Here is a 12,795-nt window from a genome sequence, read left to right on the forward strand (position 1 = left end):
GCGATAGCTGCAAGAAAACAAAAGGGCGGCCGCGCAACGCGGCCGCCCTTGTCGCACTGTGTTTCCGCGCTGTGGCGCCTACATCATCCGCCGCGCGAAGTGCCCGATCTCCGCATCGCCCATGAGGTCGAGGAAGGCATCCGTGCTCATGTGCACGAGATCCTGATGGTTCCCCGCTTCGAAGTACACGTCGGGATGCTTGAGCAATGTGTCATCCAGGTAGGTTTGCATGCCGTAGGCCATCGCCACCGGCGGGATGGCGCCCAGTTCGCAGTCCTTGAATATCTCGCGGATCTCGTCCTCGTGGGCCAGCACGAGCTGGCGGCCGGTCTGTTCGCACAGGGCCGCGAGTTGCAGGTGGTGGCTGGCAGGTATCACCACAGCCACATAGCCGCGGTCATCTTCCAGCAACAGGGTTTTGGCCAGGCGGTCTCCGGGTACGTGCGCGGCTTCGGCAGTGGCCATGCTGCTGAGCGTGTAGGGGTGATGGAGCAGGTCGTAAGGGCTGTGCCTGTCATTCAGGCGGTTAGCCAGGGTGCCAGCCAGTGCCATGATGCGTCTCCTCGCGGCCGCCACGCGCTGGCGGCGCCCGCATTACGAACTAGCGACAAGTTTTCCTTGTGTTCCTACTATAGTGCCTGCGCCCGCAATCGCGGTGCCCTGGCGGCGTGGCGTCGTCAGCGGCGCCTGCGCAGGGCGCTCAGCGCACGTCGTCGGGCACGACGCACAGGCGGGGCCAGAGGGCCTGCAGCTCGGTCTTCAGGAAGTTCATCAGGTAGCGCGTGGCCAGCGTCTGGTAGCGGTTGGGCATGGTCAGCATATATAGGCGGCTGCCGAACACGCTGACGCGGTAGTCCGTCAGCATGGGCCGCAGCGCGCCGCTGCCCAGCTCGGCACCGATCGCGTAGAGGGGGAAGATGCCGATGCCCAGGCCGGCCACGACCGCTTCCTTCAGGAAGGCGAAGTTCTCCGAGCTGAGGGTGGGCTCCAGCGCCACCTGCTCGCGCGCCGCGCCCGCACCTTCGCCGCGCACGCCGAAGGCCTTGAGCTTCTGGCCGACCGGCGACGCACACACGATGGCATGGGACTGCAGGTCGGACAGCAGGCGCGGCGCAGGGTGGGACCCGGCGTATTCGCGCGATGCGCACACCACCCAGTCGACCTCGCCGATCTCGGTGGCCACCACCGAGTCCGGTGGCGTGGAGATGATCCGCAGCGCCACTTCCACATCCTCCGAGACCAGGTTGTGGATGCGGTTGTCGAAGACCACATCGAGCACGATGTCCGGGTAGCGCTGCTTGAACTGCACCAGCAGCGGCGAGAGCAGCGCATGCCCGAGCCCCGTCGGCACCGATAGCCGCACATGGCCCTGCAGGCTCTTTCCCATATTGCTGATCAGTGCATTGGCGGCCGCCACCTCGCCGAGGATGTTGCGCCCATGCTCGTAGAGGCCGGCGCCTACCGGGGTGGGCTCGACATGGCGTGTCGTGCGGCGCAGCAGCTGCACGCCCAGTTCCTCCTCGAGCGCGCGCAGGTGGTAGCTGACATTGGCGCGGGTCATCTTGAGCTTGCGCGCGGCGGCGCTGAGATTGCCGGCGTCGACGATGTCGACGAACAGGCGCAGGGCGTTAAGGTCCATCGGGCGGGTCCATAGGGCGGCTGGCAGGCTGGCGAGTCCCGGGAAAGCGGCGATTGCGACACGATCCGCGCTGGCGCGCGGGGCGCCGGCCCCGTCACGGGGCGCTTGCCTGGAAGCGGCGTGCGGGCCCCGCATTCTAAACCGGCGCCTTCCTTGCCCCTTCCTTGCCCTTTCCTCGCCACGCTCTATTGTCAAGGAGATGCGGGGTGCGCGCCGCTATCGGTGAGCGGGTGAGCGCGCCGCCGCGACTCTGGAGCAAGATCGTGGAAGCTGCGCCCCCGGTGCGGGGTTCGCGGCGCGCAACGCGCGAGCCAGCGGCGCCGGTCATCCAGCCGGCGTGGGTACGGATCACGCATTGGATCAACGCGCTCGCCGTCATCGTGATGATGCTCAGCGGCTGGCGTATCTACAACGCCTCTCCGCTGTTCGCATTCCACTTTCCCAACAGCATCACGCTTGGCGGCTGGCTGGCCGGCGCGCTGCAATGGCACTTTGCCGCGATGTGGCTGCTGGTCGCCAATGGCATCGTCTATCTGGTCATGAGCGTGGCCACCGGCCGCCTGTGGCGGCGTTTCATGCCGCTGTCGGTGGGCGGCGCCCTGCGCGATGTCGTGGCGGCCTTGCGCGGCAGGCTTGCGCATCCCGATCTTGCCGAATACAACGCCGCGCAGCGCTTGCTATACCTGGGGGTGGTGCTGGTCATCGCGCTCACGGTGATATCGGGGCTGGCGATCTGGAAGTCCGTGCAGTTTCCCTTGCTGCGCACCTTGATGGGTGGCTATGACGCGGCACGCTGGGTGCATTTCACGGGCATGAGCCTGATCGCGCTGTTTATTGTGGTGCATGTGGCGATGGTGCTGGTGGTGCCGCGCACCCTCGTCATCATGCTGCGCGGCCGCTGAGCCGCGCGTCAACGGAACGGAGCGCTGATGTGAACGAGCGAGGACGTATCGCCAGGCTTGACCGCAGGCTGATCTTGCGCGACGCCGAGCGTGAACTCGAGATGCCCTCGCGACGCCTGTTCGGGCGCCGCGTGCTGACGCTGGGCGGATTGCTGCTGCTCAGCGGCTGCAGCATCACCGACAACGACTCGGTGCAGGCCTTCCTGATGGCGGTTTCACGCTTCAACGATCGCGTGCAGGGCTGGCTGTTCGATCCTAAACGGCTGGCGCCGACCTATCCCGAATCGATGATCACGCGGCCGTTCCCCTTCAACGCCTATTACGGGCTGGACGAGGTGCCGGAGGTGGATGCGGAGTCGTTCCGCCTGGAGGTCGGCGGCCTGGTCGAGCGCAAGGCGCCGTGGACGCTCGATGCGCTGTACGCGCTGCCGCAGACCGCGCAGGTGACGCGGCACATCTGCGTGGAGGGCTGGAGCGCGATCGGCAAATGGGGCGGCGTCCGTTTCTCGACGTTCCTGGAACGCATCGGCGCGGACACCACGGCCAAGTACGTGGGATTCCGCTGCGCGGACGACTATTACGAAAGCATCGACATGCCTACCGCGCTGCATCCACAGACCCTGCTGACGTTCACCTATGACGGCGCGCGCCTGCCGGCGAAGTACGGTTTCCCGATGAAGCTACGCATGCCGACCAAGCTGGGCTACAAGAACCCCAAGCATATCGTTGCCCTCTTCGTCACCAATAAGTATCCCGGCGGTTACTGGGAGGACCAGGGATACAACTGGTTCGGCGGTTCCTGACCGTCGGCCCGGGCCGGCGCGGTGCCGGCCACCTCATCCACGCTTGGAGAAAGCAATGAACAAATACTGCGTGATACTGCTTTCGTCGCTGGCCCTGCTTGCCGGGAACGCGCTGGCACAGGACACCATGAAGAAAGACGAAATGGGCAAGGACAGCAGCATGGCCAAAGACACCATGGGCAAGAGCGACATGAGCAAGGACAAGATGTCCAAGGACAAGTCGGCCAAGAGCCATGCGAAGAAGGGCAGCAGCATGGGCAAGGAAGAGATGGGCAAGGAAGAAGCCGGCAAGAGCGAGATGGGCAAGGAGCCGGCGAAGCCGTAGCTGCCATCGGCGCCATTCCGCCTGCAGCGGCCCGGTAGGTCCGGGAGCCGGGCCGCCGGCGTGCGGTCGTGACGAGGCAGCAAGCAGGTCGCACGGAGGCCGCGAGAGGGCTCGATTGTCAAATAACGTTATCCATTCTGTCCAACGGATCATGGATTGTCAAAGCGGCTGTTCGGCGTACCATGGTGGGCTACCTTGTAGCAACGGATTGACCGGAGAACCGCCATGGCCCTTGATGCCGAATCCTTCTCGCTGCTGCGCGCCTCGGTGCAGCGTTTCATCGACGAGCGCCTGAAGCCCGCAGAGGACACCCTCGAAGAGACGGACGACGTGCCGGCCGAGATCGTTGCCGACATGAAGGAAATGGGCCTGTTCGGCATCTCCATTCCGGAGAATTACGGCGGCATCGGCCTGTCGATGTCGCAGGAATGCGATGTGGTCTACGATCTCGGCCACACCGCGTTCGCGTTCCGCTCGGTGTTCGGCACCAATGTCGGCATCGGCTCGCAGGGCATCCTGATGGACGGCACCGAGGCCCAGAAGCAGGCCTACCTGCCGAAGATCGCCAGTGGCGAGCTGATCATCTCGTTCGCGCTGACCGAGCCGAACGCCGGTTCCGACGCCGCCTCGCTGCAGACCAAGGCCGAGCTCGACGGCGACCACTACGTCATCAACGGCACCAAGCGCTTCATCACTAATGCGCCGCGCGCCGGCGCGTTCACGCTGATGGCGCGCACGGGCGGCCCGGGGGCCTCGGGCATCTCGGCCTTCATCGTGCCGGCCGACACCCCGGGGATCTCGCTGGGCAAGCCGGACAAGAAGATGGGGCAGCGCGGCACCAAGACCTGCGACGTGGTGCTGGAGAATGCGCGCGTGCCGGCGGCCAACATCATCGGCGGCGTGCCGGGCGTGGGCTTCAAGACGGCGATGAAGGTGCTCGACCGCGGCCGCCTGCATATCTCGGCGCTGGCCTGCGGCATGGCGCACCGGCTGATCACCGATGCCGTGGCCTATGCCAAGGAGCGCAAGCAGTTCGGCCACCCGATCGGCGACTTCCAGCTGATCCAGGCCATGCTGGCCGACAGCCAGGCCGAGCTGTACGCGGGCCTGTCGATGGTGCGCGACTGCGCCCAGCGCTATGACGCCAAGACGCCGGGCAAGAGCGACCCCGAGGTCAGCATGCTTGCCTCCTGCACCAAGATGTTCTGTACCGAGATGGTTGGCCGCGTGGCCGATCGCGTGGTGCAGATCCACGGTGGCGCAGGCTACATCGCCGAGTACAAGGCCGAGCGCTTCTACCGCGACGTGCGCCTGCTGCGCCTGTACGAAGGCACCACGCAGATCCAGCAGCTCATCATCGCCAAGCAGCTGCTGCGCGACTGAGGCGCCGTGGGCACCGCCAAACCCGCCGGCTCCGATGTAGCGTCACGCTGCGTCACGCTGCGCGCCGTCGTCGCCGCCTACCGCAGCGCGGTCCCGGCCTACACGCTGATTGCCACGCCGGCGGCGCTGCTGGCCCTGTGCGCGTCCGGCCTGCCGCCGCGGGCGGCGGGCGATCCCCGCGCCCATGCCCATCAGCAGATGCTGCGCGACTACGTGCGCGACAGCGGCATCGCGCTGCCCGGCGCCGTCGTGGTGGCGGTGGCGGGCGGCCGCATGCGCTGCGAGGCGGACCACCTCTACGCGCTTGATCTCGAACCGCATGCGGGCGATCGCCTGATCCTGCTCGATGGCAGCGAGCGCCTGGCCGAACTGGCTCGCAGTCCTTGGGGCGCGTGCCAGACCTATGTGTCTGCCGTGCCTTGGCAGGGGTGCGCGGAGAGCTTCGGGGTGGCGCCGGTCGCCTTGGACGGTGCGATGGCGGAAATGATTGCGCAGGCGCCGAAGCCGGCGGGAGAGGACGGGGACGGGATCCTCGCTGCGATCCCGGACGCAGCGGACAGCACGGCGGCTGCCACGGTCCGCTGCGCTGCCGCGCGCTGGGCCAATGCGGTACGCGTCTGGCACTGAACGAGCGCAGGCCGAAGCACGGCCGGCTCGCGGCCAGGTCCATGCCATCCGTTCGAATGTTTCAATCGGCGTCAATCGGCGCGTGTCCGCGCGCCGTTCGGGGTCGCCTGGTCCGCAGCCGGCGAACGCCGGCCGCATGCCTTCACGCGGCCGGCACCTCAGGTGCCCCGCGCTCCGTGCCGTGCTGACGGCTCATTCGGCGGCTCATTCCGGCCAAACGGCATCCACGTCGCGCAGCAGGTGCCCCGCGAGAATGTAGTCGCCGAGGCGGCTTGCCTTGGCCTCGAGCTCGAGCAACTCACGGTCGGGCAGCGTGCCAAGATCGAACTGGCAATACAGGTTGCGTTGCCGGAACGTTGACTTGGGTTTGGCGAGCCCTTCGACCAGGGCTTCGCGGGAGCGGACGGCGATGCTCTCCTGTCCGCGATATTGCACCTTGATACCGCGCTTATCTCCGAGCCTGCCGAGTTCCACGGCATCCTGCCATCCGGTTTCGTAGTCCAGCTCAAGCGCCAGCACACCTTCGGTAGCGAGAAGCCGGAGCGCTTCCGCCTTGCTGCCAGCTCGCACGATAGACATCCACACCTCTTATATCGACTTATACTGTACGAATATACAGGCAATGCCGGGTTGCCGGCAAGGACTGCGGCATGCCAGGCGCCGCAATGGCGCCGAATGCTTCCGTTCGGATCCGTCGCACTCCTCCCTCGGTACGGTTGTGCTGGCTCATTCTAGCCGCGCCGGACGCCTCGGATATGACAGTTCCCACGCCTGAGGGAAGCTGAAGGAATTGCAGGCGTATGTCCGAATCCAGCCAGAATTCTTCGTGCGAAAGCGTACGATTCGGGAATGGAACTGGATCCTGAAACTTGCTACAAGGCCGTGGCCTCGCGCGATCGCCGCTTCGACGGGCGCTTCTTTGTTGGTGTATCGTCGACCGGCATCTACTGCCGGCCCATCTGCGCGGTGCGCACGCCCAAGCAGCAGAACTGCAGCTTCTTCGAGACCGCCGCGGCGGCCGAGAAGCAGGGCTTCCGCCCCTGCCTGCGCTGCCGGCCGGAACTCGCGCCGGGGCATGGCCTGGCCGACATCTCGGGCCGCCTGGCCCAGGCCGCGGCTACGCTGATCGAGGAGGGGCTGGTGGCGGAGGCCGGCGTGGCCGGGCTGGCGGCGAGAGTGGGCGTCAGCGAGCGGCACTTGCGCCGCTTGTTCGAGGCGCAGTTCGGCGTGTCGGTGCTCGAATATGCGCAAACCCAGCGCCTGCTGCTGGCCAAGCGGCTGCTGACAGACACGGCCTTGCCGGTGACCGAGGTGGCGCTGGCCGCCGGCTTCGGCAGCGTGCGCCGTTTCAATGATGTGCTGAAGGCACGCTACGGCCTGACGCCGCTGGCGATGCGCAAGCGTGCGGCCGACGCGGCGGCCGACCAGTTCGTCTTCGAACTGGGCTACCGGCCGCCGCTGGCGTGGGCGCCGCTGCTGGGGTTCCTGGCCATGCGGGCGGTGGAGGGTGTCGAATCCGTCGAGGACGATGCCTACGCACGCACCCTTGCCGTGGAAGGCGGCGGCCGCAGCCATCTGGGCTGGATCCGCATCGAGCACGTGGCGCCGCGCGCCGTGCTGCGCGTGACGCTGTCGGGCTCGCTCGCGCACGCAATCCCGCAAGCGCTGGGCAAGGTGCGCCGCCTGTGCGACCTGGGCTGCCGCCCCGATATCGTCGACCGCCACCTCGGTGCGTTGGCGCAGGACCTGCCGGGCATGCGGCTGCCGGGCGCCGTCGACGGCTTCGAGATTGCCGCGCGCGCGGTGGCGGGCCAGGTGATCTCGGTCAAGCAGGCGCGCGCCATGCTGGCGCGCGTGGCGGCCGCGCATGGCGAGGCATTGGCGCAGCCGCACGGCGCGCTGCAGCGCTGCTTCCCCTCGGCGGCCACGCTGGCCGCGTTGCCGCCCGAGGCACTGGCTGCCTGCGGAATGCCGCCGGCCAAGGTGCGTGCCATCCAGGCCATTGCCATTGAGGTAGCGCAAGGGCGGCTGCAGCTGGAACCGCCGGCCGAGCCCGAGGAAACCGTGGCGAAGCTGTGCGCGCTGCCTGGCGTGGGCGAATGGACCGCCCAGTACGTGGCCATGCGCGCGCTTGGCTGGCCCGACGCCTTCCCGGCTACCGACTACGCACTGCGCAAGGTGCTCGACACCGATGGCGTACGTGCGATCCAGGCGCATGCAGCACAATGGGCACCTTGGCGCGCCTACGCCGCCGTCCATCTGTGGCGCCGTTACGAGGAGAGCAAGACATGATCAGCCATCGCATCATCGCAAGCCCGCTCGGCGACATCCTGCTGCGTGCCGAGGACGAGCGGCTCAGCGGCGCCTATTTCGCCGGCCAGAAATACCATCCGGTGGGCGTGGTCCTCACGCCGCGGCCCCCGGCTGCGTCGGCACGCGTGTTCGAACAGGCGGCCGACGAACTGGCGGATTATTTCCGCACCGGCCTGCCGTGCTTCAAGGTAGCGCTGCGCCTGGATGGCAGCGCATTCCAGCGCGACGTCTGGCAGGCCCTGCTCGCCATCGTCCCCGGGCAGACGCTGTCCTACGGCGAACTGGCGCGGCGCCTTGGGCTGGCAGCCAGCCATGCACGCGCGGTGGGCGGCGCCGTCGGCCGCAACCCGATCTCGGTCATCGTGCCCTGCCACCGCGTGCTCGGGGCCAGCGGCAGCCTGACCGGCTATGCCGGCGGCGTGGAGCGCAAGCGCTTCCTGCTGCGGCTGGAGGCCAGCGCCGCGGCCGGGCAGCTGCCCGTGCTGCGCGCCGCCGCGTTGGCCGCCGCCTGATGTGAGCGGAGGCGGCCGGATCTCCGGCCGGCCGCGCCTTGGTGCGCCTGTTCATCGCCATCGACACGCCGCCCGCGCAGGCGGCGGCGCTGTTGGCCACGCTGCCGTCCCATCCGGGCATTCGTCCCGCACCGGTGGCGCAGCTGCATCTGACGCTGTGCTTTCTCGGCGAGCGTGATGCCGACGCCGTGCCGACCGTGGAACGGGCCCTCGGCGGCGTTTCCATGCCGGCGTTCGTCATGGCGGCGCAGGGTGCCGGCCGCTTTCGCGGGCGCCAGGGCAGCGTGCTCTGGGCCGGCGTGGCCGATCCCGCGCCGCTGCTGGCGCTGCATGCTGACTTGCGCCAGGCGCTGCGGGACGCCGGCGTGCCGCTCGCACGGGAGCGATTCCTTCCGCACCTGACGCTGGCCCGCTGCCGCTCCGCCGTGCCCGAGCCCCTGGTGCGCGCCTGGCTGGCCGCCCAGCGCGACGCCCGCTGGCCGCCCTGCGCAGTCGACCGTTTCCTGCTCTACGCGAGCGAGTTGCAACCGGACGGCGCGCACCACCACGTCCTGCATGCCTATCCCCTGGGCGGTGCTACGACAGCCTGCTGAACCCGAGGGCCAGCCCCAGGCTCAGCAGGGCGGAGCCGATGCACTTGTCGAGCAGGCGGGCGTGCCGCAGCATTGCCGCACGCAATGCGGGGGCGGCAAAGCAGCAGGCCACGAGGCTGAACCACACCAGGTGCGTGGCTGACATAAACAGGCCATAGCCGAACTGCACGGCCAGCGGTGTGTGCGCATCCACCACCTGCGTGTAGGTGCTGACGACGAAGAGCGTGGTCTTCGGGTTGAGTGCATTGGTGAGAAAGCCCATGCGCAGTGCCGCATGGGCGGGCAGGCCAGCCTGGGCCGGCAGGCCTGCGTCGGCGGGCGGGCGCCGCCGCAAGGTCTGGATTCCGATCCAGATCAGGTAGGCCGCGCCGAGCAGCTTCACCGCGCTCAACAGTCCGTGCGCATGCTGCATCAGCAGCGCTACGCCGAACATGGTGTAGAAGACGTGCACCTGCACTCCCAGCGCAATGCCCAGCGCGCCCAGCAGGCCGGTGCGCCTGCCGTGCAGGTAGCTGTTGCGGACCACCATGGCGAAGTCGGGGCCGGGGCTGACAACCGCCAGCACCGTGATGGCGCCAACGGCGAACACTTCCGTCAATGCAGTCATCGTGATAGTTTCCCTTGTGTATCTGCTGGCTTTCCGGCGTGCCGTTGCATGCCGTGAATCGTCATTCTGATTGGGTGTTGGCGCGGAAAAAAGCGATATATGCTGTGCGGAAAACGTGAGAAAAACTGACATGAGCGACGGTGGATCGATGCACTGGCTGGGTTGGATCCGTTTCTTCGAGGCGGCAGCGCGTCACGGCAGCTTCGTGCGTGCCGCCGAGGAATTGCATCTGACCCACGGGGCGGTCAGCCGCCAGATCAGGCAGCTGGAGGAAGTCCTTGGCGCGCCACTGTTCGAGCGCCGCAACCGGGCGGTCTTCCTCACCGATGCCGGGCGTACGCTGCAGGCCGCCGCCAGCCAGTCGATGGACCTGCTGGCAGCCGCGGCGGAGCGCATCCGCGCCGCCGGCCGCCGGCAGCGGGCGCTGGTCTTGTCCTGCGAGCCGACCATCGCCATGCGCTGGCTGATTCCGCGCCTGCCGCGGCTGGCCGCCGCGCATCCCGACATCGAGGTGCACCTGCTCGCAGCCGGCGGGCCCATCGACTTCGCGCGCAGCGGGGCCGACCTGGCGCTGCGGCGCAATGACTTTCCGATCGATGCGCGCATGCACGTCGCCACGGTCGTGCCGGAATGGGTCGGGCCGGTCTGCCGGCCGGATCTCGCCTCCAGCCTCGATGGCGGCCTCGATGGCGACGGGCCGCCGCCTGCACGGCTGCACACCCGGACGCGGCCGGACGCCTGGGCGGCGTGGGGACGCGCCTCAGGCCGCTCGCCCCGCCTGGGCGCGGATGCCTGGTACGAGCACTTCTACCTGAGCCTGCAGGCGGCATCTGCCGGACTGGGGTGCGCGCTGGCTTCGCGGCTGATGGCGGCGGATGAGCTGGCCGACCACCGCCTGGCGGCGCCGCTGGGCTTCGTGCAGGACGGTTCGGCCTACTGCCTGCTATCGCCCTCGCCGATCGAGGAGGACCCCCGCCGCACCGCCTTGCTGGCCTGGCTGCGCACGCAGGCGCTGGCCTGCCTGCCGGCCGGGGCTGCACAAGCGGAGTAAGCGGAGTAAGCGGAGTAAGCGGAGTAAGCGGAGTAAGCGGGGCAGCGGCGTGCGCCCGGCACCGCCGCACTCAAATTTTCGCTCAAGTTTTGCGCCGACTGGCCGAAGGCTATGGCAGGCCTTGCGCAGGGATGCTGTGCCCGCTTAACATGCGGGCGCCCGCTGCCCTCGCCAGGCCGCGATCCTCTGCCGCGGTGCCCGAGCGCGCCCAGTGCTGCCGAATCCCTTGCGTTTGCGTGAAGTCATGAAGCCACAAGATTCCTCTGAGCCATCCCAGGACGAAACCGTACAGGCGGAGGAATTGATGCCCATGCCGGACGAACGCTATCGGCTCACGCATCCTTCCCAGATCGGCACGGTGCTGCGGGACCTGGCCTGGCAGAAGTGCATCGTGAACGTGCGCGCGCGTGGCGGTCACGACATGGTCACCTCCGTGCTGCAGGTGGATCCGGCAAGCCGCAGTTTCATCTTCGACTGGTGCCGCGCCGATACAGAGCGCCAGGCGCTGCTGGCCTCGCAAGAAAACGCAGTCTCAGCCTTGCTGCGCGGCGTGCCGGTCAACTTCATGATCGGCAAGCCGTCCACGACCGAATTCCAGGGCGGCCCGGCCTTCGTCGCCAGCTTTCCCGAGAAGCTCTACCATTTCCAGCGCCGCCGCCATTTCCGCGCACGCACGCTGGTGACCAAGGGCTATCGGTGCGAATTGCACGCGGCCAACGACCAGGTGCTGAAGCTGGACATCGCCGACCTGTCACTGTCAGGCGTGGGCCTGCGTTCCAAGACGGTGACGGCGGAGCAGCTTCCGCTCGGCGCCGTGTTCAAGAAATGCACCCTCGATTTCGCCGAGCTTGGCAAGATCGTGCTGGACCTGCAGATCGTCGGCCACTGGTTGGTCGGCAGCGACGGCAATGGCATCCTTCACTTCGGCTGCGCCTTTTCCTCGCTCGACGGCCGGCTCGAGAACTTCCTGCAGCGGCTGGTGTTCCAGCTCGAACTGGCCCACCGGGGCTGATCCACCGAGGCTGATAGGCAGCGCGGACGGGGCGGACCGGCGCGCCGCCATCCGTCCTTGTCCAGGCCATGGCCGGGCGAGGTTGCGCCTCAGGCCGCGATCAGCTTTCCGATCGCCGCCGCTGCCTCGCGCATCGGCGGCAGCAGCCGCGTCACCATCTCCGCTTCACTCACCTGCTCCGCGCGCACGCTGACGCTGATGCCTGCCAGCACCGCGCCGGAAACCGAGCGTACCGGCGTCGCGATCGCGCGCAGGCCGGGTTCCAGCTCCTCGTCGATCAGCACGTAGTCGCGCTCGCGCGCATGGACAAAGCTGGCCTCCAGTTCCGCGCGGGCCACCTTGGTCTGCATGGTGCGCGGGCGCAGGTCCGCCCGCTCAAAGTAGGCCTCGAGCGCGGCCTGCGGCTGGTGTGCCAGCAGCAGCCGGCCGATCGAGGTGCAATAGGCCGGCAGCCGGCTGCCCATCCCCAGCGAGAAAGTGAGCACGCGCTGCACCTCTGAGCGCACCAGGTAAAGGATGTCGGTGTCATCCAGGATGGCCAGCGCGCATGTCTCGCGGATGGCGGCGCTGAGCGCGTCGAGGATGGGCTGGGCCAGGGAGACCAGCGAAGTCGAGGAGAAATAGGCGTGGCCCAGATGCAGCACGCGCGGGCGCAGCGCGAACTGGCCGTCCTGCTGGCTGACGTAGCCGAGCTGTTCCAGCGTATAGAGACAGCGCCGCACCGAGGCGCGTGACAACTGCGTGCGCTGCGCGACCTGGGAGATGGTCAGTGGGCGCTTGCGTTCGGAAAACGCCTCGAGCACGGCCAGTCCGCGCCCGAGCGACAACATGAAATTGGGATCGCCGGCAAAGCTCGAGAGTTGGTCGGTCGGCGGGGTGGCGGTGCGGACGGTGTCGGCCAGGGCTTGACCGATGCGGAGGCGGCGCGAGGATTCCATGGCCTAGCTTGCGCTGTTCGATAATCGCGCAATGGTAAACCGCCTTGCCCCGGCCGGCCAGTGTTTCGCCACCGGGGCGTGACCTGGCAC

Annotated in this window: 15 protein-coding genes; 10 read left to right on the forward strand and 5 right to left on the reverse strand. The window is 67.9% G+C overall.

Annotated elements, in window-relative coordinates:
• Window positions 1-78: 78 nt before the first annotated feature.
• Together AC1Z3O_RS34680 and AC1Z3O_RS34685 are read right to left on the reverse strand one after the other, a co-directional pair.
• On the reverse strand, window positions 79-552 hold the full coding sequence (locus AC1Z3O_RS34680) for an aminoacyl-tRNA deacylase (protein WP_483521778.1): 474 nt from the start codon (window positions 550-552) through the stop codon (window positions 79-81).
• Window positions 553-700: 148 nt separating this feature from the next.
• Window positions 701-1,639 (reverse strand): LysR family transcriptional regulator, encoded by a 939-nt coding sequence (locus AC1Z3O_RS34685; RefSeq protein WP_483521780.1) that lies wholly within the window; start codon window positions 1,637-1,639, stop codon window positions 701-703.
• A gap of 281 nt (window positions 1,640-1,920) precedes the next feature.
• Between AC1Z3O_RS34685 and AC1Z3O_RS34690 the strand changes: the two genes are divergently transcribed.
• From AC1Z3O_RS34690 to AC1Z3O_RS34710, 5 genes are all read left to right on the forward strand, one after another.
• A complete protein-coding gene (locus AC1Z3O_RS34690; protein WP_483522149.1) occupies window positions 1,921-2,541 on the forward strand; it encodes a cytochrome b/b6 domain-containing protein in 621 nt (206 codons plus the stop codon).
• Window positions 2,542-2,570: 29 nt separating this feature from the next.
• Entirely contained in the window at window positions 2,571-3,344 is a 774-nt protein-coding gene (locus AC1Z3O_RS34695; RefSeq protein ID WP_483521782.1) for a molybdopterin-dependent oxidoreductase, read from the forward strand.
• A gap of 55 nt (window positions 3,345-3,399) precedes the next feature.
• On the forward strand, window positions 3,400-3,669 hold the full coding sequence (locus AC1Z3O_RS34700; RefSeq protein ID WP_483521784.1) for a pentapeptide MXKDX repeat protein: 270 nt from the start codon (window positions 3,400-3,402) through the stop codon (window positions 3,667-3,669).
• A 225-nt stretch (window positions 3,670-3,894) separates the two neighbouring features.
• On the forward strand, window positions 3,895-5,052 hold the full coding sequence (locus tag AC1Z3O_RS34705; protein ID WP_483521786.1) for an acyl-CoA dehydrogenase family protein: 1,158 nt from the start codon (window positions 3,895-3,897) through the stop codon (window positions 5,050-5,052).
• Window positions 5,053-5,058: 6 nt separating this feature from the next.
• A complete protein-coding gene (locus tag AC1Z3O_RS34710; protein ID WP_483521788.1) occupies window positions 5,059-5,679 on the forward strand; it encodes a hypothetical protein in 621 nt (206 codons plus the stop codon).
• Between the two features lie 204 nt (window positions 5,680-5,883).
• Here AC1Z3O_RS34710 and AC1Z3O_RS34715 read toward each other — a convergent pair whose 3' ends face one another.
• Window positions 5,884-6,258, reverse strand: coding sequence for a PHA-granule associated protein 4 (locus tag AC1Z3O_RS34715; protein ID WP_483521790.1), 375 nt, complete (start codon window positions 6,256-6,258; stop codon window positions 5,884-5,886).
• A gap of 270 nt (window positions 6,259-6,528) precedes the next feature.
• Here AC1Z3O_RS34715 and AC1Z3O_RS34720 point away from each other — a divergent pair, with 270 nt between their 5' ends.
• From AC1Z3O_RS34720 to thpR, 3 genes are read left to right on the forward strand one after another with little or no spacing between them, the layout of a single operon-like run.
• Window positions 6,529-7,971 carry a DNA-3-methyladenine glycosylase 2 family protein gene (locus tag AC1Z3O_RS34720; protein WP_483521792.1) on the forward strand — a complete coding sequence of 481 codons (1,443 nt, stop codon included), beginning with the start codon at window positions 6,529-6,531 and terminating at the stop codon, window positions 7,969-7,971.
• A complete protein-coding gene (locus tag AC1Z3O_RS34725) occupies window positions 7,968-8,504 on the forward strand; it encodes a methylated-DNA--[protein]-cysteine S-methyltransferase (protein ID WP_483521794.1) in 537 nt (178 codons plus the stop codon). The genes AC1Z3O_RS34720 and AC1Z3O_RS34725 overlap by 4 nt, the downstream gene beginning before the upstream one ends.
• Window positions 8,505-8,545: 41 nt before the next feature.
• Entirely contained in the window at window positions 8,546-9,097 is a 552-nt protein-coding gene (gene thpR, locus AC1Z3O_RS34730; RefSeq protein ID WP_483522151.1) for an RNA 2',3'-cyclic phosphodiesterase, read from the forward strand.
• Here thpR and AC1Z3O_RS34735 read toward each other — a convergent pair.
• Window positions 9,081-9,704, reverse strand: coding sequence for a LysE family translocator (locus AC1Z3O_RS34735; protein ID WP_483521796.1), 624 nt, complete (start codon window positions 9,702-9,704; stop codon window positions 9,081-9,083). The two genes, thpR and AC1Z3O_RS34735, sit on opposite strands and share 17 nt — an antisense overlap.
• A 148-nt stretch (window positions 9,705-9,852) precedes the next feature.
• On the opposite strand from AC1Z3O_RS34735, the gene AC1Z3O_RS34740 reads away from it, so the two are divergent.
• Together AC1Z3O_RS34740 and AC1Z3O_RS34745 are read left to right on the forward strand one after the other, a co-directional pair.
• The gene (locus AC1Z3O_RS34740; RefSeq protein WP_483522152.1) at window positions 9,853-10,755 is read left to right on the forward strand and encodes a LysR family transcriptional regulator; all 903 of its coding nucleotides are present in this window, start codon (window positions 9,853-9,855) and stop codon (window positions 10,753-10,755) included.
• A 244-nt stretch (window positions 10,756-10,999) separates the two neighbouring features.
• Complete coding sequence (locus AC1Z3O_RS34745; protein WP_483521798.1) at window positions 11,000-11,767, forward strand: flagellar brake protein; 768 nt, start codon at window positions 11,000-11,002, stop codon at window positions 11,765-11,767.
• A gap of 89 nt (window positions 11,768-11,856) precedes the next feature.
• Here the strand turns inward: AC1Z3O_RS34745 and AC1Z3O_RS34750 are convergent, their stop codons facing one another.
• Window positions 11,857-12,705 carry an IclR family transcriptional regulator domain-containing protein gene (locus AC1Z3O_RS34750; RefSeq protein WP_483521800.1) on the reverse strand — a complete coding sequence of 283 codons (849 nt, stop codon included), beginning with the start codon at window positions 12,703-12,705 and terminating at the stop codon, window positions 11,857-11,859.
• Window positions 12,706-12,795: the final 90 nt, after the last annotated feature.

This window comes from Cupriavidus sp. 09_S30 (genome assembly GCF_056930435.1).

What these genes read in the sequence shown, in the direction of transcription:
- AC1Z3O_RS34680 (WP_483521778.1), bottom strand. Translation starts at nt 552, where the DNA reads ATGGCACTGGCTGGCACCCTGGCTAACCGCCTGAATGACAGGCACAGC.
- AC1Z3O_RS34685 (WP_483521780.1), bottom strand. Translation starts at nt 1,639, where the DNA reads ATGGACCTTAACGCCCTGCGCCTGTTCGTCGACATCGTCGACGCCGGC.
- AC1Z3O_RS34700 (WP_483521784.1), top strand. Translation starts at nt 3,400, where the DNA reads ATGAACAAATACTGCGTGATACTGCTTTCGTCGCTGGCCCTGCTTGCC.
- AC1Z3O_RS34705 (WP_483521786.1), top strand. Translation starts at nt 3,895, where the DNA reads ATGGCCCTTGATGCCGAATCCTTCTCGCTGCTGCGCGCCTCGGTGCAG.
- AC1Z3O_RS34715 (WP_483521790.1), bottom strand. Translation starts at nt 6,258, where the DNA reads ATGTCTATCGTGCGAGCTGGCAGCAAGGCGGAAGCGCTCCGGCTTCTC.
- AC1Z3O_RS34720 (WP_483521792.1), top strand. Translation starts at nt 6,529, where the DNA reads ATGGAACTGGATCCTGAAACTTGCTACAAGGCCGTGGCCTCGCGCGAT.
- AC1Z3O_RS34725 (WP_483521794.1), top strand. Translation starts at nt 7,968, where the DNA reads ATGATCAGCCATCGCATCATCGCAAGCCCGCTCGGCGACATCCTGCTG.
- AC1Z3O_RS34735 (WP_483521796.1), bottom strand. Translation starts at nt 9,704, where the DNA reads ATGACTGCATTGACGGAAGTGTTCGCCGTTGGCGCCATCACGGTGCTG.
- AC1Z3O_RS34740 (WP_483522152.1), top strand. Translation starts at nt 9,853, where the DNA reads ATGCACTGGCTGGGTTGGATCCGTTTCTTCGAGGCGGCAGCGCGTCAC.
- AC1Z3O_RS34745 (WP_483521798.1), top strand. Translation starts at nt 11,000, where the DNA reads ATGAAGCCACAAGATTCCTCTGAGCCATCCCAGGACGAAACCGTACAG.
- AC1Z3O_RS34750 (WP_483521800.1), bottom strand. Translation starts at nt 12,705, where the DNA reads ATGGAATCCTCGCGCCGCCTCCGCATCGGTCAAGCCCTGGCCGACACC.